The organism is Pseudomonas reactans (assembly GCF_013387025.1).
In the GTDB taxonomy this organism is placed as follows: Bacteria; Pseudomonadota; Gammaproteobacteria; order Pseudomonadales; family Pseudomonadaceae; genus Aquipseudomonas; species Aquipseudomonas reactans.
Genome location: NZ_JACAQP010000001.1, coordinates 210,759 through 232,227, shown reverse-complemented (window position 1 = coordinate 232,227; position 21,469 = coordinate 210,759). Strand labels below are relative to the sequence as shown.

Below are 21,469 nucleotides of genomic sequence, written 5' to 3'. Positions count from 1 at the left end.
GCTCACTTTAGGGCGACGGCTGCGTTTTGACCAATAGAGAAGGGCGCTGCCGCTATCTCGAAACGGCATGTCACGCTTGCAAAGCTGCCCAGACTGGCAGTTTCTCGTTGAGTGACTAACCTCCTACAGAGCAGTCACCCCTGTACAAGGATTTGGGGCAGTGAAGGGACGAGCAGTATTGGCAGTCATGGGCGCGATGCTCGGCAGCACGGCTTTCGGTGCACAACTCCAGGTTGAGGTGCGTATCGACGTGCAGCGGGGCTGCCAGTTGGTGGGCACCACCCGCAGTGCTGGCATCGAGCAACTTGGCGTACTGGATTTTGGCAGCGGCGCGCGTCTGGATGACCCGGCCGGGCCCCTGAGTGCGGCACTGATCAGCCAACGCCAGCCGCGCCTGGAGTGCAACCCCGACACGCCGTATCAGGTGCGCGTGGATGGCGGGCTGCATGGCGGCACCGGTGAAGTGCGCTACCTCAGCGCCACCCCTTCGATCAAACCCATTCCCTATCGCATTTATGCCGACGCCGCGCGGCGCGTGCCGTTGCCGGTGGATGTGCCGATCAGTGGTCGCGTGCCGGACGCAGGCTTCGTTGATCTGCCGCTGTATGGCCGCATCGAGCCGCTCAAGGACATCCCCGCCGTCGGCCGCTACACAGACCTGCTGAAGGTCACGGTCACATGGTAAGCCGCTATCTGGCCGTTGTGGCCATGGGCGGCCTGCTGGTGCTGGCGGATGACGTGCAGGCGGCTGTCGCCACCGGGTTTATCCAGGCGCGACTGGTGATCACCGCCAGTTGTGAAGTGAGCAAAGGCGTCGAGAGCGCGCCGGTCAACCCCACGGGCGGCACGGCGCTGCTCGACTTCGGCAGCCAGGGCCCGACCTGGAACAACACGCTGGGCGCAGGCGTCACCGACGGCGAAAAGGCGCCGCTGGCGGTGTCGTGCAACCCTTCGGTGTCGAGTTTTACCGTGACCATCGACGGCGGCGCCAATGGTGATGGCACTACGCGGCGCTTGAGCAACGGGCGTCAGATGATTCCGTATCGGCTGTCCGCCGACCCGCAAGGCCGCAGCACCTACAGTATCGGCCAGCAACGCAATTTTGTCGTAGCCAAGGGCACCCAGATACCGATCCCGGTGTTTGGCTCCGTGGTGGCAAATACCAGTGCCTTACCGGCAGGGATCTACACCGACACGTTGACGGTGACACTGGACTGGTAACTCAAGAGGATGAACATCATGCATGTACTTGTTTCGCGATTAGGCGCTTGTGCGCTGGGGCTGGCGATGGCCTCCAACCTCAATGCGGCAACCACGGTCACCGGGCAGATCACCTCCAGCCTGATATTGATCGCCAGTTGCCAGGTCAACGGTTCCGGCGCGGCGACCGGGCTGAACTTCGGTAGCTTGAACTTCGGCACCACCAACAGCCTGTTCACCAACGCCGATGCCCAGTTGCTCGGCGGTACTGGCACCGGTGGCGCGTTATCGATCCTGTGTTCCAGCGGCACTACGCCAGCGGTCAAGGTGCGCGCCGGTGCCCATGATGGCGCGTCCCCGGGTGGCAGCCGTGCATTGGCCGACGGTGCGGGCAACTTCGTGCCCTACGACTTCTACACCGACAGCGGTCACTCCGCGCTGCTGGCAATCGACGGCGTGATCACCCTCGCCACCAGTACCGGCGTTGCGCAGACCGTCAACCTCTACGGTCGGGCGGTGGGCAAGGCGGGGCTGCCAGCCGGCACCTACACCGACACCGTGGCCGTGGAACTGACGTTCTAGCGATGTGGCTCAGAGCGTTGCTGGCCTGTGGGTTGGCGGTGCCGCTGCCGTTGTCGGCGGTGACCAGCCAGAGCTTCCAGGTGAGCGCGACCATCACACCGGGTTGCCTGATTGTGGGCGGGGGCTCCAATTACGGCGCGCTGACCTACGGCAGTTATTCGGCCCTGGCCACCAGCACGGTCACGGCGGCGCTGACCGGGGGCGTCACCTTGCAATGCACGCCGGGGGTGACGCTGAGCATGAGCGTCGACGGCGGCCTGCATAGCGGCACCGGGCGCAATCTGCAGCTCAACAGCGGCAGCGCGCGGGTGGCTTACCAACTGTTTCGGGATGCGGCATTCAGCCAAAGCCTGGGGATTGGCCAGAGCGTCAATGTGGTTTACAGCGATGCCAATAACATCAACCTGCCCATTTACGGGCGGGTGCAATTGCCGGGCAATCAGCCTGGGGGGACATACAGCGACACGCTGCAGGTGCAGCTGACGTGGTAAGGCTATCGGTATAAGGAGTGGGGTTATGCGTTTACCTTCCCGGCGGCTGTGGGCCGCGGGTATTGCCTTGAGTGCGGTGTGCACGGCGGGGTTTGTGCAGGCGGCCAGTTCGGTGCTGATCTGGCCTATCGACCCGGTGCTGGAGGCTGATCAACAGGCCAGCGCACTGTGGTTGGAAAACCGTGGGAGCGAAACCGCAAGCCTGCAGATTCGTGTGTTCGCGTGGAGCCAGAGCGGCTTTGACGAGCAATACCAGAACCAGCGCGATGTGATCGGCAGCCCGCCGGTGGCGCGAATCGAGCCAGGGCAAAAACAACTGGTACGCCTGACCCGCACCCGCGAAGTGCCACCAGGGCAAGAGTTGGCCTACCGCATCATCATCGATGAAATCCCTTCGCCCTTGCAGGTGCCGACGCCGCCGGAAGGCAAGAACACCGCAGCGGCGATTCGCTTCCAGATGCGCTACTCGGTGCCGCTGTTTGCCTATGGCGCGGGCCTGTGGAGCAAGGAAGACAGCACGCGCCAGCGCGACCCCAAGGGCGCCGGCAAGCCGGACTTGAGTTGGCACAAGGTCACGGTGGCGGGGCGCAACTATATCGAGGTGCGTAACCAGGGTGCCGTGCATGCGCGCCTCACCGATGCTTCATTCAAACAGGGCGGGCAGACCAAACCGCTGGTGGACGGCCTGTTGGGCTACGTGTTGCCGGGCGCGACCATGCGCTGGCCGGTGCCGGATGGGCTGTCGGCTGACCAGCCCCTGCAAGTCAGGGTCAACGGTGCGCAACAGTTGGAGAACCTGGCGCCGCAGCGGTAACCGAGTGTAGCGGGGCGGGACGCTCCGGGATTTAAACGGATGGAGATGTCCATTGAAGGACACAACGCCATGTGTGAGTCGTGGTCGGGCTCGTCGTCTATGGCCGTCGGTGGCAGTGGTAAGCGGGCTATGGGCTGCAATGGTTGCGCCCCAGGGCGTGGCTGGCGACCTGCCGCCGCCGCCAAGCAGTATGGAGGCTGTCGCCGATGCACAGTTGTTTCTGGAACTGGTGGTCAACCAGATGGACACCGGGCGCGTCATCGCGGTCGATCAACGGGCCGGGCAACTCTATGTCCCCGCCAGTGCGTTGCAGGATGTGGGCATGAAGCTGCCCGGTGAACTGAGTGGCAGCGTGGCGTTGGACACCATCCCAGGCCTGCACAGTGACTACGACAGCAATGGCCAACGCCTGTTGCTGGATGTGCCGCCCACATGGCTGAAGGAACAGTTCATCGGCAATCGCAACACCTACCCGCGCACCCAGGCGATGAGCAGTTTCGGCGCTTTGCTCAACTATGACCTGTACTTCAACGACACCGACGAAGGCGGCAGCTACCTCGCCGCCTGGAACGAAGTGCGGCTGTTTGACAACTGGGGCACCCTGTCCAATACCGGGCAATACCGCCAGACCCTGGCCGATGGCGTCAGCAGCAGTACCTTCAACAACGGCTACCGGCGCTATGACACCACCTGGCGTTTCTCCGATGACGAACGACTGCTGACCTACGAGGCCGGTGACGTGATCAGCGGCGCCTTGCCCTGGAGCAGCTCGGTGCGTCTGGGCGGGGTGCAGTTTTCACGGGACTTCGCCGTGCGCCCGGACCTGGTGACCTACCCCTTGCCGCAATTTGCCGGTGAGGCCGCGGTGCCGTCGTCGGTGGACCTGTTTATCAACGGCTACAAATCCGACAGTGCGCTACTGCAACCGGGGCCTTACACCCTGACCAACGTCCCATTTATCAATGGCGCCGGTGAGGCGGTGGTGGTGACCACCGACGCTCTGGGTCGCCAAGTGTCAACCACGGTGCCGTTTTATGTGACGAGTTCGCTGCTGCAAAAAGGCCTGACGGATTTCTCGGTGGCCGCCGGTTCCTTGCGCCGTGAATACACCTTGAAGGATTTCGCCTACGGGCCTGGCGTGGCCAGCGGCACCTTCCGTTATGGTGTTTCCGACAACCTGACCCTGGAGAGTCACGCCGAAGCCTCCAGTGACCTGACCCTCGGCGGCCTGGGTGGCAACCTGCGGCTGGGCAACTTCGGCGTGCTCAACACCGCCGTCAGCCAAAGCCAGTTCGAAGGGCGCGGCGGCCAGCAACTGAGCCTGGGGTATTCTTACAACAGCACGCGCTACAGCCTGTCGTACCAGCGGGTCGAACGGCGCGACGAGTACGCCGACCTGACCCTGGTTGACACCCCCTATGCCAGCCTCAGCAAACGCAGCGAGCAAGTGACCTTGAGCCTCAACCTTGAGCGCTTCGGCAGCCTGGGCGTGGGTTACTTTGATGTGCAGGCAGCGGACGATTCGCGCACGCGCTTGCTCAACCTGAGCTGGAGCAAGCCGCTGTGGCGCAATACCAGTTTCTACCTGTCGGCCAACCGTGAGATCGGCGACAGCAACTGGGCGATGCAGGCGCAACTGGTCATCCCGTTCGACCTCAACGGCAGCCTGGCCGTGAGCACCGAGCGCAGCAAGGATGGCGCCAGCCGCCAGCGTCTCAACTACAGCCGCGCAGTGCCCAGTGAAGGTGGGGTGGGTTACAACCTCGGTTACGCCCAGGGTGATGGTCCGGCGTACCGGCAGGCCGACCTGACCTGGCGTTTGCAGTCGGTGCAGTTGCAGGCCGGTGTGTACGGCAGCAGCGACGCCGAGACGCGTTGGGCGGATGCCAGTGGTTCGCTGGTGTGGATGGGCGGCGATATGTTTGCCGCCAACCGTATCAATGATGCGTTTGTGGTGGTGAGTACTCAGGGCTTCGCCGGGATTCCGGTGCGCTATGAAAACCAATTGGTCGGCGAGACCGATCGCAACGGCCACTTGCTGGTGCCCTGGAGCAGTGCGTATTACCGCGGCAAATATGAAATCGATCCGCTGAACCTCCCGCTCAACGTGCAGAGCCCGAATGTGGAGCAGCGTGTGTCGGTGCGCCGTGGAAGCGGTTACCTGCTGGAGTTTCCATTGCGTCGAGTGCTCGCGGCCAGTGTCACGCTGGTGGACACCCAGCATCAGGAATTGCCCCTCGGCAGCCTGGTGGTGCATGAGCAAAGCGGCCAACAGGCGGTGGTGGGCTGGGATGGCCTGGTGTACCTGGAAAACCTCTCGGCCCATAACACGTTGCAGGTCACGTTGGGTGAAGGGCGTACGTGCCAGGCGCGGTTCGAGATGGACGAGCAGCAACAGGGCGTGCCGTTGATCGGGCCGTTGGTGTGCCAATGAGAGGGCGCTGCATTGCGTTGATAGGCAGTGTGCTGCTCTGCGGTAGTGCGTCGGCCGCTTGCTCGGTGGTGGCGACCGCGCCGGTCAGTTTTGGCTCCGTCAGCTCAATGACGGTGAACACGACGGTGCAAGGCAGTTCCACTGCCAATGCCGGGCTGCGCTGCACGCCGACCCTGATCGCACTGGTGCCGGGCAGCGATCACTTCATTGCCACTATTACCTCGGCCACGTCAGGTATGGTGGGACCGACCGGAGACGTGATCGGTTACACGATCTATGGCAATAACAGCGCCAGTTTCCCTATCAGCCGCGGGGTGGCTTTCGATTTTGGTACCAATGGCATTGCCTCGTCCTTTGGCTTGGTCGCCGGGCCCGGTGCCAAAACCCTGCCGTTGTATGTCGGGAGCATTACCGGCAGCAACGTGGCGGCGGGGGTCTATACCGAGACCTTGAACATTGTCTGGAGTTGGGACTATTGCTCACTCCTGAGCCTGGGCAATGTATGCCTCGCGCGCGACAAGAGTTCCAACCCGCCGGTGGCGACCCTGACAGTGAGCATGACGGTCACCAACGACTGCCAGATCACCGCGCCCAACATCAGCTTTGGCAGCGCCCCGGTCATCAGCGGATTTACCGCCGTGACCGGGCAGACCATCAATATTGCCTGCACCAAGGGCAGTGCCTACAGCGTAGGGTTGAGCGACGGCCAGAACGCCGTCAGCGTGGGCGGTCGGCGGCGGATGATCTCGGGCAGCAACTACCTGGCGTATGACATCTTCAAAAGCGCCGGCACTACGCGCTGGGGCAGCGTCGGTGCTGCACGGCGCGCCAGCTCCACCGCCGAGATCAATCCCGGCAATGGCCTGGGCACCGGTAGCCAGGTGTTCAATTACAACGCCCGGATCTACACCGACCAGAGCACGCCCCCCGGCGGCACCTATGTGGACAACGTGGTACTCGATGTGGGTTTCTAGAACGTCAGCAGCGGCGGGGCAGGCTGATCCACCGGGCTGACCACCGCGTAGTTGTAGCCTGCGCCGGACCAGTACTGCGCCTGCAGACCATCGGCACTGCGGCTGCCCCTTGGCAGGAAACCGTTTTCCGGTCCTGGTGGGCGGATGTAGAAACTGATGCGCCGGCCTTGCGGGTCTTCATACAGCACCATGGCAGCAGCGCCTTGCTCGGTGGTGAGCAAACGCCCACTGACCGGTGTGAATCCGGAAGCGCTCAAGTCGGGTAGGCGATGGGCCTGGTTGAAGTAGCGGTCGAGCCAGGCCTGCATCGTGCCACTGCCCTGCACTTTGTAGTCGGCGGGCATGATGCCGTCTTGGGCAAACAAGCGGAACGCCTGCATCGCATCGGCCATCGGCAGTTGGGCCGGCTGGGTGGCTTCACGGGCGTGCCAGCCACCGACACCGCCGAGGCTGATGGCGATCAGCAGTACGGCGGCTGTAGCCAAGTGGCGTCGTGATTGACGCTTGATGCGCTGGCGGATCAGTGCCGGATCCAGGTCTGGGTTGGCCGGCTGTTGCAGGGCGCCGCCCAGCGCGGCACGCAGCAACTGCGCATCGTGTTGCCAGGCGTGGACCTGGGCGGCGACATCCGGGTGGGCGGCCAAGTAGGTTTCAAGCACGCGGCGATCACTCTCCAGCAGTTGGTGATCGACGTAGGCATGCAAATCGTGTTCGCTGGGGGGCAGGCTGATCATTTGAGTATCCGCAGGGAAGGGCTGGCAATTTCGCCATCACTGAGTTGACGCAGGGCTTGGCGCGCCCGGGACAGGCGCGACATCACGGTGCCGATGGGCACCTCAAGGATCTCGGCGATTTCCTTGTAGCTCAGGCCTTCGACCGAAACCCACAGCAGCAACGCGCGCTGCTCGGTGTTGAGTTGATCGAAGGCTTGCAGGGTCGCTTGGGCGATCACCGTGCGTTCCACCGACGGCTGTGCATCGTCGCGTCCGGTGAAGAATTCCAGCATGCGCGCATAACGCCGGGTGCGGCGGTGGGCATCGAGGAACTGCCGGTAGAGGATCGAAAACAGCCAGGCGCGCAAGTCGCCTTCGACGCGTTTGTCGGCCCAACTGATGATCGCCCGCTCCAGGGTCGACTGCACCAGGTCGTCGGCGCTGCTGGCGTTACGGGTCAGGGACACGGCAAAACGCCGCAGCCTGGGGATGAGTTCACGTAACTGTTCGTCGAGTTCATGCATGGGAATCTGGCTGGTCACTACGCTGGGACTAGAGAGACGTGCGGCGTGAACGGTTATTCCCGATCCTGGGAAATAAATCAAAGGCCAGGGAATAGAGCCGATCGGCATTCGTCTTAATGCTCCGACCTTATATTTACCCCTAAGGCCTTTGGCCCTGGAGTTCCTTCATGGTAGATCACTCATCACCGCCCCGTCCTCCGCTGAGCACTGCGAGCCTGATCGCGCGCCTGGCAGGTATCGGTGCCGTGGTTGCGGTTATGGCGGGGGCTTTTGCCTACGTCAACGGCACCCTAGACCCACAGCGCCTGCGCCCGAAAACCCTGGTCAATGCCTTGGAAACCAACAACGGCGTGCACCCTGGCTTCCGGCGTAACCACGCCAAGGGTGTGTGCGTGGCCGGGTATTTCGAGAGCAGTGCCGAAGCCCGTGCCTACTCCAGCGCCCAGGTGTTCAGCGAGGCCAAGACGCCGTTGATCGGACGGTTCGCCTTGCCGAGCGGGAACCCCTACGCGCCGGACAACAGTGTGCCGATCCGCAGTTTTGCCGTGCAGTTCAGCCAGGTCAATGGCCAGCAGTGGCGCACCGGCATGAACAGCATGCCAGTGTTCCCGGTCGGCACGCCCGAGGCGTTCTACCAAATGCTCAAGGCCGGTGCGCCGCAGCCTGCCACTGGCAAGCCGGACCCGGCGAGCATGCCGGCATTTTTTGCCGCTCATCCCGAGACTGCGCCGTTCCTGGCGTGGGTCAAGACCGCCAAGCCTTCGGCCAGTTATGCGACCGAAACTTACAACGGTATCAACGCGTTCTTCCTGGTAGGGGCCGATGGCAAGCGCCAGGCCGTGCGTTGGGGCGTGGTGCCGCAGAGCCAGGATGCGGCGGGCGATACCGCACCTGCCGGCAGTGATTTCCTGGAAAAGGACCTGATACAGCGCCTGGCGACCGGGCCGTTGCGCTGGCAGTTGAACATGACGCTGGCCAACCCCGGCGACCCGGTGGACGATGCGAGCAAGGCCTGGACCGGCGAGCATAAAGTCATCAACGCCGGCACCCTGGTGCTGCAAAGCAGCCAGCCGCAGGCGGATGGGGATTGCCGCGATATCAACTTCGATCCACTGATTCTGCCCAGTGGCATCCAAGCCTCCAACGACCCGTTGCTGGCAGCTCGCTCGGCGGCGTACGCCAGTTCGTACCTGCGTCGCGCCGGTGAAGTCAGCCCGTTGCACAGCGCCCTTCAGGAGTCGAAACCATGAATGCCCAACCGCGGTTTTTCGCACCCCTGGCGCGCCTGCTGCACTGGCTGATGGCGCTGATGGTCATCGCCATGCTGTTTATCGGCGCGGGCCTGGCGGCTTCTGTTTCAGAGCGCCATGAATGGTTGATCCACCTGCACAAGCCGTTGGGTATCGCGATCCTGGCCTTGGTGATCGTGCGTTTGGTCGTGCGCTTTTCCACGCGCCAACCGCCGTTGCCTGCCGACTTGCCGCTGTGGCAAGCGCTGGCGGCCAAAGCTTCCCACCTGGTGTTGTATGCCCTGATGCTGGTCTTGCCGTTGCTGGGCTGGGCGATGATTTCGGCGGCGGGCGACCCGGTGATGCTCAGCAGTTCGGTGCAGTTGCCGGCGCTGGTGGGGGCGAACGCGCCGTTGTTCGCGGTGTTGCGCAGGGCGCATGGGTTCCTGGCCTATCTGCTATTCCTGACAGTGCTGTTGCACCTGGCGGCGGCATTGTTCCATGGGTTGATCCGCCGTGACGGCGTGCTGCAAAGCATGACCGGCAGCAAGAACTGAAACAGGTTTGGGGGGGAGTGTGGCCAGCCAGTAGACCAGCGCCAGCAGGTTGATGGCGGCACCGAGGCCGCACACCCCGATCCAACCGGCCCTGGCATACAGGGCGGTTGCGCTGATGGAGCCCAGCGCACTGCCCACTGAGTAAAACAGCATGTAGCCGGCTACCAGCCGGCTCTGGGCGTCGGGGCGCACGGCGTAGATCAGGCTCTGGCTGGTGACATGCACGGCTTGCAGGCCCAGATCGAACACAATCACGCCGAGCACTAATGCCCACAACGATGATTGGGTAAAGCCGATGGCGACCCAGGACAGCAACATCAGCAGCAGGGCCGTGCCGCTGGTCCACTGGGCAAAGCCTTTGTCGGCCAAGCGCCCGGCGTGGGCAGCGCCAAGTGCTCCGGCGGCGCCGGCGAGTCCGAACAAGCCGATTTCTGTGTGGGAAAGCGACAGCGGCGGGGCGCTCAAGGGCAGCACCAGCGGTGTCCACAAGACAGTGCCTGCGGCGAAAATCAACATCGCCAGCACGGCGCGGTCACGTAGGACTTTTTCCTCCTTGAACAAGCTGAAGACCGAGCGGATCAACGCGCCATAAGTGCCGGTGGCGCGCGGTTGTTCGGTGTTTGGCAGCACGCGCCACAGCAAGATGGCCATCAATAGCGTCAAGCCCGCTGATAGCAGGTAAACCGAGCGCCACCCCGCCAGGTCTGCCATCGCGCCGGACACCGAGCGGGCCAGCAGCAAACCGACCACGATACCGCTGGTGACCAACCCCACCACATGCCCGCGCTGTTCCGGCGACGCCAAGTGAGCCGCCAATGCCACCAGCACCTGGGCTACCACCGCCAGCAGCCCGGTCAGCAACATGCCAGCCAACAGCCAGAAACCGCTTGAGGACAATCCCACCATCAGCACGGCCAGGGTGGAGAGCAGCAGTTGGCTGACAATCAGGCTGCGCCGGTTGAGCAAGTCCCCGAGTGGCACCAGCAACAGCAGGCCCACGCCATAGCCGACCTGAGTGAGGGCGATGATGATGCCGACGGTGGCGTGGTCCATGGCGAAGGTTTGTGCCATGGCGTCAAGCAACGGCTGGGCGTAGTAGACATTGGCCACCGACAGGCCGCAGGCGATGGCGAACAGCACCACCACTTTGTTACTCAAGGGGGCGGAAGGCATGGGGATATCCTTTGTGGTTTTAAAATGAAACCAGTTGTACGGTAAGGATTCTGGTTTTATATTGCAACTACATTATTGGTCGACGACAGGCAGCCCTCAATGGTCAAGCTCACCCGCTTTGAAAGCGCCGAATGCCCGGTGGCGCGCTCGCTGGATGCGATTGGCGATGGCTGGTCGCTGCTGATCATTCGCGACGCGTTTGATGGGATTCGCCGGTTTGGTGAGTTCCAACGCAGCCTGGGCATGGCCAAAAACATCTTGTCCACGCGCTTGCGCAGCCTGGTGGCCCATGGCGTGCTGGAGATCGTGCCGGCGTCGGATGGCAGCGCTTATCAGGAATACGCCCTGACGGAAAAGGGCCAGGGCCTGTTCAACGTGATCGTCGGGTTGCGGCAGTGGGGCGAGGGTTTTTTCTACGGGGAAGGCGAGGCGCATTCGGTGATGGTGGACAGCGCACACGGCGCGCCGCTGCGAGCGCTGGAGCTGCGCTCGGCTGATGGCAGGTTGCTGGGGCCCGAGGATTGTCGGCGGGTGCCGGCGGGGGAGCTACTCAAGGTTTGAAGGGTGTGGTGAGTGAGCTTTTGTGGCGAGCGAGCTTGCTCGCCACAGTTTTAGCGCAACACGTCGACGATATCGGCCACGCTGCTCAACACATCCTTACCCAGTTGCATCGAACGTTTACCTGACCAACCGGTGAGCGCGTTGGGGGCATCGTCGTTGTCCTTGAAGGGCATTTCCAGGGTCAGGGACAGGCAGTCGTACTGCTGGCCGACGGCATTGCACGCCAGTGTCATGTTGGCTTCGCCTGGCAGGTCGCGGGTGTAGCCGTAGGTGGTCTGGAAGTCGCGGGTCAGGGCGCTCAAGTGGCTGCGGAAGTGTTTTTCCAGCATCTCGATGCGCGGTGTGTAGCCGGGGTTGCCTTCGCAGCCGGCGGTGAAAACATAGGGTATTTCCTCGTCGCCGTGGATATCGAGGAACAGGTCGACGCCGTACTTTTCCATCTGCTGTTGCACGAACAGCACTTCCGGGCTGATCTCCTGGCTGGCGTTCTGCCAGGCGCGGTTGAGGTCCTGACCCATGGCGTTGGTGCGCAGGTGGCCATGGAACGCGCCGTCCGGGTTCATGTTGGGCACCAAGTACAGGTCGGCGACTTTCAGCAGTTTTTTCAACTCGGCGTCACCGTCTTGTTGCAGGCGTTCGATGATGCCTTCCATAAACCATTCGGCCATGTGTTCGCCGGGATGCTGTTGGGCGATGATCCAGACTTTGCGGCGGCCTTCGCCACCTTTGCCGCGACGCAGCAGTGGGATATCACGGCCTTCGACACTTTTACCGGTGGCCAACAACTGGGTGTCGGCGCGGCTCAAGGCCTGCTCGATCAGCCAGTCATGACGCTCACGGCTGTAGGGTTCGAAATAGGCAATCCAGGCTTGCTTCTCGCGGGTCTCAAGGCTGATATGCAGGATTTCCCCATCAAAGCGCGAGGGTACCCGAAACCAATTGATATGGTCGTAGGACGCTACGGCGTTGTAGCCGCTCCACGCGTGCGGGTAAGAGGACTGGCTCGCATTGCTCAGGCGAAACGTGTGGGTGTGGCCCACGTGCATGCCTTCGGCCTTGAAGTGGAACCATTGGAAATGTTGGCTACGGGTGTCGGGTTTGATCGCCAGCAGCAGTTGATAGGAGTCACTGGCATCCAGTACCTGAATATTGCCACTGTCAAAGTCGGTGCTGATCCTGATGGAGGTCAAGGCCACGGTCATAGTCTGCTTGCCTGAATATGAGTGTTGTGGCGGCTATATTACACAGGAGTCTGGTAAAGACTGGATGCAAAATTGTTGCACGGGGGAAGGGGGCGTCATCCTTGACGCCGCAGCAGCTTAGAATCTATGAGATTGATTCTCAAGCGCTATTTCGCAAAGGTTTGGACTAGAGCGTTCGACTGACTTTCTTTTGGCGATGGTCTTTTGCTACCATGCGCGCCATTGAGCAACACACAGTCTTCATTAGCCTGAAGCCATGCCAGGGAAACTGGCAAAAAAAAGACCCGGCCAAAGAGCCGGGTCAAAAACCGTGATTAGCCTGATGAGGAGATAATCCAAGAGTCCGACCTAAGGTCCCTTGGTCTATCGACTGATCTCGCGATCAGCTAGGTCCAATAATAATCATTATCATTTGCAAGTCAAATGTTTTTATCCGTGAGATAGAAATATTTTTCTTCTGCGCCTGTTATCCGTTCGCTTGAGCCGCTGGCACCTGCAACGACCGCTCCACCATCGCCTTCGCCATATCAATCAAATACACCACCGAAAACGCCAGGTCACGATGATTGCCCTGATGGCTGCTCGCTGACTCATAGGCCGTAGCGGCGGCGCTGCGCAACAGGTCCGAGGCGTGCACCAGGGCTTCTTCCGGGCTGATGCCTGGCTTGATGGCGAAGAGGACGTCGTCGGGGGCTGCGGCCGACATCTCTTCTTTCAAGTAAAAGTCCAGTGCGCGCTGGGCGGCGCCACTGCTGCGCAGGTCGTGATCTTCAGGGATTTCGGGCAGGAGGTACGGGCTGGTGGTCATAAGGGGCGGTACTCTGTTATGGGTGTCGAAAACCTTATCTCTGATGATAGTACGTATCGTATTTATGTCGTTTTATGGATTACTACAAACTGTTTATTGCCCTGGAAACTGCGTGACGTATTGTCAGCGTCCATGGATAACTGGATAGCGTTGGTCAAGGCCAACATGGAAGACCGCAAGGTCACGCAGGGTGAATTGGCTGAGCGTCTGGGCATGTCTCAAGGCGGCGTTGGCCATTGGCTCAACAAGCGCCGTGCGCCGAGTGTGGTGGACATGAACCGGGTGTTGGCGGCGTTGGGGCTGGGGTACCTGGAAGTCGCGCTGGACATTCGTGAGCGGGCGGAGGACGCACCTGCGCAGAAGAATTACAGCCCGTATTTTCGCTACCCGGTCAGCGGTTGGAAAGGGCTGTGCGAGGTCCGCGAAGAGCGTGCGGCCTATGGCGCTGACCGCTTCGAACTCACCGATTACCCTGCCCAGGGCGATGCGTTCTGGCTGCCGGTCAGCGGCGACGCCATGACCGCGCCCAGCGGCTTGAGCATCAGCGCAGGCATGCTCATCCTGGTCGACCCGGTCATCAAGGCCGAACCCGGCAAACTGGTGGTTGCCCAATGGGCCGCCACGCCTCAGGCGACCTTCCGCCAGTTGCGGGAAGAAAGCGGCCAGCTCTACCTGGTGCCGCTCAATCCCACCTACCCAAAGCAGCCATTCACTGATGACTGCCACATTCTGGGTGTCGTTGTTCAAGCCATTGCGAAGTTCTAGCCGTTCGCTTCGAGTTCCACCAACGCGCAACCTTCTGCAACCATTTCGCCTTCCTGGCAGAACAACGCCTTGACCACCCCGGCTTGAGGCGCGCGGATGCTGTGTTCCATCTTCATGGCCTCCAGCACCACCAGTTGCGTGCCGGCCTCAACGTTTTGACCCACCTCCACCAGCACCCGCACGATACTGCCGTTCATCGGCGCGGTCAGGCCGCCTTGATGGGACTGGTTGGCCTCAACCGCCGCAATCGGGTCGAACAGTGTCACGCCCTGCATCTCGCCGCCCCAGCGCAAAAATACAGTGCCTTCGCTGCGAACTGCCAGATGGCTGCGACGCACGCCCTGTTGCTCAACCAGCAACTGTTCGCCTCGCAGCTGTGGCGCCTCAGCCGCCAGCGTCACCAATCGATCCTGGCCATTGCAGCTCAAGTGCAGTGAAACCTCGGCAGGTAGCCCGGCGCGAAATCCGCGCTTGTCTGCCCAAGGTCCATTTTCCGCCGGCAAGCTCTGGATGAATGCTGAGGCGGCCGTCTGCCAGAACTCGTCACTCAGTTCTCCAGGCACCGGCAGCAACTCATTCTGATAACGCGGAATAAACCCGGTATCCAACTCAGCCGCTGCAAACGCCGGGTGGCCGATAATGCGCCGCAAAAAGCCCAGGTTGGTCTTCAGCCCGCCGATGGCACACTCATCCAGCATGGCCAGCAATCGCAACCGCGCCTGTTCACGGTCTTCACCCCAGGCAATCAGCTTGCCGAGCATGGGGTCGTAGAACGGCGACACGCTGTCGCCTTGCTCCACGCCGCTGTCCACGCGGCGCCCGGGGCCCGGTGCTGATTCGCGGTACAGCGCCAAGTGCCCGGTGGCGGGCAGGAAGTCATTGGCCGGGTCTTCGGCATACAGCCGCACTTCGATGGCATGGCCGATCAGCGGCACCTGCTCCTGGGTGATCGGCAGCGCCTCGCCCTGGGCGACACGAATCTGCCAGGCCACCAGGTCCAGGCCGGTGATTGCCTCGGTCACCGGGTGCTCCACTTGCAGCCGCGTGTTCATCTCCATGAAGAAGAATTCGCCACGCGCGTCCAGCAGGAACTCCACGGTGCCTGCACCGACATAGCCGATGGCCTGCGCCGCACGCACGGCGGCTTCGCCCATGGCCTTGCGCTGTTCAACACTCAGTCCCGGTGCTGGCGCCTCTTCGACGACCTTCTGGTGACGACGCTGGATCGAGCAGTCACGTTCATTGAGGTACAGACAATGTCCATGCTGATCGGCAAACACCTGGATCTCCACATGGCGTGGCTTGAGCAGGTACTTTTCCACCAACATCTGCCCATTGCCGAAGGACGACAGTGCCTCGCGCTGTGCCGAGGCCAGGGCTTCGGCCAACTGGCTGACCTCCTCGACCACCTTCATGCCCTTGCCGCCGCCGCCCGCCGTAGCCTTGAGCAGCACGGGATAGCCGATGCGCTCGCAGGCTGCGCGGAAGGTCTCCAGGTCCTGGGCTTCGCCGTGGTAACCCGGCACCAGCGGCACGCCAGCGGTTTCCATCAAGGCCTTGGCGGCCGACTTGCTGCCCATGGCATCGATGGCCGAGGCGGGCGGGCCGAGGAAGATCAACCCGGCCGCTTCAATCGCACGGGCAAAACCGGCGTTCTCCGACAAAAAGCCGTAACCCGGATGGATCGCCTGGGCGCCGCTGGCCTGGGCTGCAGCGATCAGTTTGTCGATTTGCAGGTAGCTGTCAGTGGCCTTGCTGCCGCCCAGGTCGACGCGGATATCCGCCTCACGGCTGTGGCGCGCATCGCGGTCAGTGGCGCTGTGCACCGCCACGGTGGTCAGGCCCATGGCCTTGGCGGTGCGCATCACTCGGCAAGCAATCTCGCCCCGGTTGGCCACCAGTAGGGTCGTCAACGTGCTCATGAACGCGGCTCCTGCGATTGCCAGCTGGGTGGACGTTTTTGCAGGAAGGCGCGCAGGCCTTCCTGGCCTTCGGCGCTGACACGGATGCGCGCGATGGCATTTTCGCAATAGCGGCGCAGGGCCGGGGTGAGGGCGCCGTGGCCCACTTCGCGCAGCAAGTCCTTGCTGGCGCGCATGGCCGCCGGGCTGTTTTGCAACAGGTTGGCAATCCACTGTTCGACCTGTTGATCCAGCTCGCCGACGGGATAGCTTTCCGCCAACAAACCGATCTCCCGTGCCCGCTGGCCACCAAAGCGCTCAGCGGTCAGCGCATAGCGCCGTGCTGCGCGCTCGCCGATGGCCTGCACCACGAACGGGCTGATCACCGCAGGCGCCAGGCCGATACGTACTTCCGACAGGCAGAACTGCGCATCGTCCGCGCCAATCGCCATGTCGCAGCAACTGATCAAGCCGAGCGCGCCGCCGTAGGCCGCGCCTTGCACCACCGCCAGGGTCGGGATTTTCAGTTTGGCCAGGTTGTACATCAACTCGGCCAACTCACGGGCATCATCCAGGTTGGTGTGGTAGTCCAGCTCAGCCGATTGCTGCATCCAGGCCAGGTCGGCCCCGGCGCTGAAATGCTTGCCGCGCCCACGCAGCACCAGAAAGCGCAGGGACGGATCACCTTGCACCTGGTCGAGGGCGATGATCAGTTCGCGGATCATCTCGGCGTTGAACGCGTTGTTCTTGGCTTCACGACTGAGCCACAGCGTGGCAAAGCCACGGCGGTCGGTGATCAGTTCGAGGGTGTTGAAATCGCTCATGCAAGGAGCTCCATGATGATAAGAGGTCTCCTGTAGGAGCGAGCTTGCTCGCGAAAAACGTCCAATCAACGCGCTCATCCAGAATTCCCGCGTCATCGTTGACGATCTTCGCGAGCAAGCTCGCTCCTACAGGTTACATGCGGAACACGCCGAAGCGGCTCGGCTCGATGGGGGCATTCAGCGAGGCGGACAACGCCAGGGCCAGTACGTCTCGGGTCTGCAACGGGTCAATCACACCGTCGTCCCACAGGCGCGCGCTGGAGTAGTAGGGGTGGCCCTGGGTTTCGTACTGGTCGAGGATCGGCTGCTTGATGGCGGCCTCTTCTTCGGCGCTGAACCCAGTGCCTGCGCGTTCAGCCTGCTCGCGCTTGACCTGCACCAGCACGCCGGCCGCCTGTTCGGCGCCCATCACGCCGATGCGTGCATTCGGCCACATCCACAGGAAACGCGGGTCATAGGCGCGACCGCACATGCCATAGTTCCCGGCGCCAAAGCTGCCGCCGATGATCACTGTGAACTTCGGTACCTTGGCGCAGGCCACTGCGGTGACCAGCTTGGCGCCGTGCTTGGCGATGCCACCGGCTTCGTATTTCTGGCCGACCATGAACCCGGTGATGTTCTGCAGGAACAGCAGCGGAATGCCACGCTGGCAGGCCAGTTCGATAAAGTGCGCGCCTTTTTGCGCGGCTTCGGCAAACAGGATGCCGTTGTTGGCCAGGATCGCAATCGGGTAGCCATGCAGATGCCCAAAGCCACATACCAAGGTGGTGCCGAACAGCGCCTTGAACTCATCGAACACCGAGCCGTCCACCAGCCTTGCGATCACTTCGCGCACATCAAAGGGCTGCTTGGCATCGGCCGGGATCACGCCATACAACTCTTCGCTGCTGTACAGCGGCGCGACCGGTGTGCGTTGCAGCAGTTCGCCTTGTTTGCGCCAATTGAGGTTGGCCACGCTGCGCCGAGCCAGCGCCAGCGCGTGTTCATCGCTGTCGGCATAGTGGTCGGCCACGCCGGAGATCTTGCAGTGCACATCGGCCCCGCCCAGATCTTCAGCACTCACCACTTCACCGGTTGCAGCCTTCACCAGCGGCGGACCGGCGAGGAAGATGGTGGCTTGCTGGCGCACCATGATTGCTTCGTCGGCCATGGCCGGCACGTAGGCGCCACCGGCGGTGCACGAGCCCATCACCACCGCGATCTGCGGGATGCCTTGGGCGCTCATGTTGGCCTGGTTGAAGAAGATCCGCCCGAAGTGTTCGCGGTCGGGGAACACTTCATCCTGACGCGGCAGGTTGGCGCCGCCGGAGTCCACCAGGTAGATGCACGGCAGGCGGTTCTGCTCGGCGATCGTCTGGGCGCGCAGGTGTTTTTTCACGGTGAGCGGGTAGTAGGAGCCGCCTTTCACCGTCGCGTCGTTGGCGACGATCATGCACTCGACGCCTTCCACCCGACCGATCCCGGCAATCATCCCGGCGGCAGGCACGTCTTCGCCATACACCTGATGGGCGGCCAGTTGGCTGAGTTCAAGGAACGGCGAGCCGGGGTCGAGCAAACGGTTGATGCGCTCGCGGGGCAACAGTTTGCCGCGTGAGGTGTGCCGCTCCTGGGCCTTGGCGCCGCCGCCTTGCTGCACGTGGGCGAGCAGGTTGTGCAGGGCGTCGACCTGTTGGCGCATCGCCGCGCTGTTGGCGGCAAACTCCGCCGAACGTGGGTTGAGTTGGGTATGCAAGGTGGCCATGGTGCGCTCCTTCAGCGGGTTTCGTTGAAGAGTTCGCGACCGATCAGCATCCGGCGGATCTCACTGGTGCCGGCGCCGATTTCATACAGCTTGGCGTCGCGCAGCAGGCGGCCGGCAGGGAATTCATTGATATAGCCGTTACCGCCCAGGATCTGGATCGCGTCGAGGGCCATCTGTGTGGCGCGTTCGGCGCTGTAGAGGATCACCCCGGCCGCGTCCTTGCGTGTGGTTTCGCCACGCTCGCAAGCCTGGGCCACAGCGTACAGATAGGCGCGACTGGCGTTGAGCTGGGTGTACATGTCGGCGACCTTACCCTGGATCAGCTGGAATTCGCCGATGCTCTGGCCGAACTGCTTGCGGTCGTGGATATAAGGCACGATCAGGTCCATGCAGGCTTGCATGATCCCGGTGGGGCCGCCGGACAGCACCACGCGTTCGTAGTCCAGGCCGCTCATCAGCACTTTCACGCCACCGTTGAGCACGCCGAGGATGTTTTCTTCGGGGACTTCAACGTCATCGAAAAACAGCTCGCAGGTGTTGGAGCCGCGCATGCCCAGCTTGTCGAACTTGTTGCTGCGGCTGAAGCCTTTCCAGTCACGCTCGACGATGAAGGCGGTGATGCCGTGAGGGCCTTTCTCCAGGTCAGTCTTGGCGTAGATCACGTAGGTGCTGGCGTCGGGGCCATTGGTGATCCAGGTCTTGCTGCCGTTGAGCACGTAGTGATCGCCGCGTTTGTCCGCGCGCAGTTTCATCGAGACCACATCGGAACCGGCATTCGGCTCGCTCATGGCCAGGGCGCCGACGTGTTCGCCGCTGAGGAGTTTGGGAAGGTACTTGAGTTTCTGTGCGTGGTTACCGTTGCGGTTGATCTGGTTCACACACAGGTTGGAGTGCGCGCCGTAGGACAACGCCACCGAGGCCGAGCCACGGCTGATCTCTTCCATCGCCACCACGTGGGCCAGGTAGCCCAGGCCGGCGCCGCCGTACTCTTCAGGGACGGTGATGCCCAGCAGGCCCATGTCGCCGAATTTCTGCCACAGATCGGCGGGGAACAGGTTGTCACTGTCGATCTGTGCCGCACGCGGTGCGATTTCCTTGCTCACGAAGGACTGCACCTGGTCGCGCAGCATGTCGATGGTTTCACCGAGGGCGAAGTTCAGGGACGGGTAACTCATGGACAGGCACCTTAATGTGAGCGTTGTTTTTGTGTGGAGGGTGCGCCAGGGGAGGGCGCTCACCTTTACGTTAACGTAAGCTTGCGTTGCGGTGCTGTCAATCGTAGTTTACGTTTACGTCAACCTACAAAAAAGACAACAGGGGTCGTTATGGATCAACCGAACCAGAGCTACAGCCGTGGCTCCCAGGACAAGACCTTGCTGGCCATGACCATTGGCCAAGCCTTTGACCGCACCGTCGCGCAGTTCCCCCATGGCGAGGCCTTGGTGGTGCGCCATCAGCAGCGCCGCTACACCTGGCGGCAACTGGCCGAAGCGGTCGATGTGCACGCCCGTGCGTTTCTCGCCCTGGGCATGCAGACCGGCGATCGTCTGGGCATCTGGGCACCCAATTGCGCCGAGTGGTGCATCAGCCAGATCGCCAGTGCCAAGCTCGGCGTGATCCTGGTGAACATCAACCCGGCCTACCGCAGCAGTGAATTGGACTACGTGCTCAAGCAATCCGGCTGTCAGTGGCTGGTGTGCGCCGGGTCGTTCAAGACCTCCGATTACCATGCGATGTTGCAGGCATTGAAGCCCGACGTGCGCGGCATGATCAGCCTCGACCCCAGTCCCCCTCCAGGATTCATGCCTTGGTCGCAGCTGTCGGCCCTCGGTGCAGGCGTCCCACCCGAACAGTTGCACAGCCGCCAGGCCAGCCTGCATTTCGACCAACCCGTGAATATCCAGTACACCTCCGGCACCACCGGCTTCCCCAAGGGCGCCACCCTCAGTCACCACAACATCCTCAATAACGGCTACATGGTCGGCGAAAGCCTGGGCCTGACCGAGCAGGATCGCCTGGTGATCCCGGTGCCGCTGTACCATTGCTTCGGCATGGTCATGGGCAACCTGGGTTGCATTACCCACGGCACCACCATGATCTACCCGAATGATGGCTTCGACCCGCTGCTGACCCTCACTGCCGTCGCTGAAGAACGCGCCACCGGCCTGTACGGCGTGCCCACTATGTTCATCGCCATGCTCGATCACCCGCGCCTCAGCGAGTTCGACCTGTCTACCCTGCGCACCGGCATCATGGCTGGCGCCACATGCCCGATTGAGGTGATGCGCCGGGTGATCAGCGAGATGCACATGAGCGAGGTGCAGATTGCCTACGGCATGACGGAAACCAGCCCGGTGTCCTTGCAGACCGGCGCGGATGACGACCTGGAGCGGCGCGTCACCACCGTCGGCCGCACTCAGCCGCAACTTGAAAACAAGATCATCGACGCCGACGGCAACACCGTTGCTCGCGGCGAGATCGGCGAACTCTGCACCCGTGGCTACAGTGTGATGCTCGGTTACTGGAACAACCCCGACGCCACCCGCGAGGCCATCGACGACGCTGGCTGGATGCACACCGGCGACCTGGCGAGCATGGATGAGCACGGCTATGTGTCCATCGCCGGGCGCAACAAGGACATGATCATTCGTGGCGGCGAGAACGTGTACCCGCGTGAGTTGGAGGAATTCTTTTTCACTCACCCGGCAGTGGCGGATGTGCAGGTGATCGGCATTCCCGATGAGCGCTACGGCGAAGAAATCGTCGCCTGGATTAAATTCCATCCGGGCCATGTGGCCAACGAACTGGAGCTGCAAGCCTGGTGCAAGGACCGCATCGCGCACTTCAAGACGCCCAGGCACTTCAAGTTTGTGGATGACTTTCCGATGACGGTGACGGGCAAGATCCAGAAGTTTCGCATGCGCGAGATCAGCATTCAGGAATTGCGCCGCGATCGCTGAGGCCCGGTGCATGTCT

The 21,469-nt window shown here is 62.2% G+C and carries 21 protein-coding genes; 12 read left to right on the top strand and 9 right to left on the bottom strand.

Going from position 1 to position 21,469, the window contains the following annotated elements:
- Positions 1-187: 187 nt before the first annotated feature.
- The 7 genes from HX793_RS01045 (at position 188) to HX793_RS01015 (ending at position 6,495) form a co-directional block, all read left to right on the top strand.
- Positions 188-685: a Csu type fimbrial protein gene (locus HX793_RS01045; protein ID WP_438810831.1), complete on the top strand. Its 498-nt coding sequence runs from the start codon at positions 188-190 to the stop codon at positions 683-685.
- Positions 679-1,221 carry a Csu type fimbrial protein gene (locus HX793_RS01040; protein ID WP_016976140.1) on the top strand — a complete coding sequence of 181 codons (543 nt, stop codon included), beginning with the start codon at positions 679-681 and terminating at the stop codon, positions 1,219-1,221. The genes HX793_RS01045 and HX793_RS01040 overlap by 7 nt, the downstream gene beginning before the upstream one ends.
- 18 nt (positions 1,222-1,239) lie before the next feature.
- Positions 1,240-1,782 (top strand): Csu type fimbrial protein, encoded by a 543-nt coding sequence (locus HX793_RS01035; protein WP_025999725.1) that lies wholly within the window; start codon positions 1,240-1,242, stop codon positions 1,780-1,782.
- A gap of 2 nt (positions 1,783-1,784) precedes the next feature.
- The gene (locus tag HX793_RS01030; protein ID WP_177060598.1) at positions 1,785-2,273 is read left to right on the top strand and encodes a Csu type fimbrial protein; all 489 of its coding nucleotides are present in this window, start codon (positions 1,785-1,787) and stop codon (positions 2,271-2,273) included.
- A 25-nt stretch (positions 2,274-2,298) separates the two neighbouring features.
- Positions 2,299-3,087, top strand: coding sequence for a fimbrial biogenesis chaperone (locus HX793_RS01025; RefSeq protein WP_177050737.1), 789 nt, complete (start codon positions 2,299-2,301; stop codon positions 3,085-3,087).
- Between the two features lie 139 nt (positions 3,088-3,226).
- A complete protein-coding gene (locus tag HX793_RS01020; RefSeq protein ID WP_177094233.1) occupies positions 3,227-5,521 on the top strand; it encodes a fimbria/pilus outer membrane usher protein in 2,295 nt (764 codons plus the stop codon).
- Positions 5,518-6,495, top strand: coding sequence for a Csu type fimbrial protein (locus HX793_RS01015; protein WP_177050734.1), 978 nt, complete (start codon positions 5,518-5,520; stop codon positions 6,493-6,495). The genes HX793_RS01020 and HX793_RS01015 overlap by 4 nt, the downstream gene beginning before the upstream one ends.
- Here the strand turns inward: HX793_RS01015 and HX793_RS01010 are convergent.
- Positions 6,492-7,229, bottom strand: coding sequence for an anti-sigma factor family protein (locus HX793_RS01010; protein ID WP_177094235.1), 738 nt, complete (start codon positions 7,227-7,229; stop codon positions 6,492-6,494). The genes HX793_RS01015 and HX793_RS01010 overlap by 4 nt on opposite strands.
- Positions 7,226-7,732 (bottom strand): RNA polymerase sigma factor, encoded by a 507-nt coding sequence (locus HX793_RS01005; protein ID WP_122729159.1) that lies wholly within the window; start codon positions 7,730-7,732, stop codon positions 7,226-7,228. Before HX793_RS01005 ends, HX793_RS01010 begins: the two co-directional genes overlap by 4 nt.
- Positions 7,733-7,899: 167 nt before the next feature.
- Here HX793_RS01005 and HX793_RS01000 point away from each other — a divergent pair, with 167 nt between their 5' ends.
- Together HX793_RS01000 and HX793_RS00995 are read left to right on the top strand one after the other, a co-directional pair.
- Positions 7,900-8,982 (top strand): catalase family peroxidase, encoded by a 1,083-nt coding sequence (locus HX793_RS01000; RefSeq protein ID WP_177094237.1) that lies wholly within the window; start codon positions 7,900-7,902, stop codon positions 8,980-8,982.
- Positions 8,979-9,518: a cytochrome b gene (locus HX793_RS00995; protein WP_177050731.1), complete on the top strand. Its 540-nt coding sequence runs from the start codon at positions 8,979-8,981 to the stop codon at positions 9,516-9,518. The genes HX793_RS01000 and HX793_RS00995 overlap by 4 nt, the downstream gene beginning before the upstream one ends.
- Here HX793_RS00995 and HX793_RS00990 read toward each other — a convergent pair.
- Positions 9,420-10,691, bottom strand: a complete 1,272-nt coding sequence (locus HX793_RS00990) for an MFS transporter (RefSeq protein ID WP_177094239.1) — start codon at positions 10,689-10,691, stop codon at positions 9,420-9,422. The two genes, HX793_RS00995 and HX793_RS00990, sit on opposite strands and share 99 nt — an antisense overlap.
- Positions 10,692-10,790: 99 nt before the next feature.
- Between HX793_RS00990 and HX793_RS00985 the strand changes: the two genes are divergently transcribed.
- Complete coding sequence (locus HX793_RS00985; RefSeq protein WP_177050729.1) at positions 10,791-11,252, top strand: winged helix-turn-helix transcriptional regulator; 462 nt, start codon at positions 10,791-10,793, stop codon at positions 11,250-11,252.
- A gap of 50 nt (positions 11,253-11,302) precedes the next feature.
- Here HX793_RS00985 and HX793_RS00980 read toward each other — a convergent pair whose 3' ends face one another.
- Both HX793_RS00980 and HX793_RS00975 read right to left on the bottom strand, forming a co-directional pair.
- Positions 11,303-12,454 (bottom strand): M14 family metallopeptidase, encoded by a 1,152-nt coding sequence (locus tag HX793_RS00980; RefSeq protein WP_177050728.1) that lies wholly within the window; start codon positions 12,452-12,454, stop codon positions 11,303-11,305.
- 466 nt (positions 12,455-12,920) lie between these two features.
- Positions 12,921-13,262, bottom strand: a complete 342-nt coding sequence (locus tag HX793_RS00975; RefSeq protein ID WP_016976153.1) for a DUF6124 family protein — start codon at positions 13,260-13,262, stop codon at positions 12,921-12,923.
- Positions 13,263-13,394: 132 nt separating this feature from the next.
- Here HX793_RS00975 and HX793_RS00970 point away from each other — a divergent pair, with 132 nt between their 5' ends.
- Positions 13,395-14,027 carry a LexA family protein gene (locus HX793_RS00970; RefSeq protein ID WP_177094241.1) on the top strand — a complete coding sequence of 211 codons (633 nt, stop codon included), beginning with the start codon at positions 13,395-13,397 and terminating at the stop codon, positions 14,025-14,027.
- Here HX793_RS00970 and HX793_RS00965 read toward each other — a convergent pair.
- The 4 genes from HX793_RS00965 to HX793_RS00950 form a co-directional block, all read right to left on the bottom strand.
- Positions 14,024-15,949: an acetyl/propionyl/methylcrotonyl-CoA carboxylase subunit alpha gene (locus HX793_RS00965; RefSeq protein WP_177060587.1), complete on the bottom strand. Its 1,926-nt coding sequence runs from the start codon at positions 15,947-15,949 to the stop codon at positions 14,024-14,026. The two genes, HX793_RS00970 and HX793_RS00965, sit on opposite strands and share 4 nt — an antisense overlap.
- Positions 15,946-16,752 carry a gamma-carboxygeranoyl-CoA hydratase gene (locus HX793_RS00960; RefSeq protein ID WP_016976156.1) on the bottom strand — a complete coding sequence of 269 codons (807 nt, stop codon included), beginning with the start codon at positions 16,750-16,752 and terminating at the stop codon, positions 15,946-15,948. The genes HX793_RS00965 and HX793_RS00960 overlap by 4 nt, the downstream gene beginning before the upstream one ends.
- Positions 16,753-16,885: 133 nt before the next feature.
- Positions 16,886-18,493 (bottom strand): carboxyl transferase domain-containing protein, encoded by a 1,608-nt coding sequence (locus HX793_RS00955; protein ID WP_177094243.1) that lies wholly within the window; start codon positions 18,491-18,493, stop codon positions 16,886-16,888.
- 11 nt (positions 18,494-18,504) lie between these two features.
- Positions 18,505-19,668 (bottom strand): isovaleryl-CoA dehydrogenase, encoded by a 1,164-nt coding sequence (locus tag HX793_RS00950; protein ID WP_038844098.1) that lies wholly within the window; start codon positions 19,666-19,668, stop codon positions 18,505-18,507.
- 150 nt (positions 19,669-19,818) lie between these two features.
- Between HX793_RS00950 and HX793_RS00945 the strand changes: the two genes are divergently transcribed.
- On the top strand, positions 19,819-21,453 hold the full coding sequence (locus HX793_RS00945) for an AMP-binding protein (protein ID WP_177094245.1): 1,635 nt from the start codon (positions 19,819-19,821) through the stop codon (positions 21,451-21,453).
- The last annotated feature ends 16 nt before the right edge of the window (positions 21,454-21,469 follow it).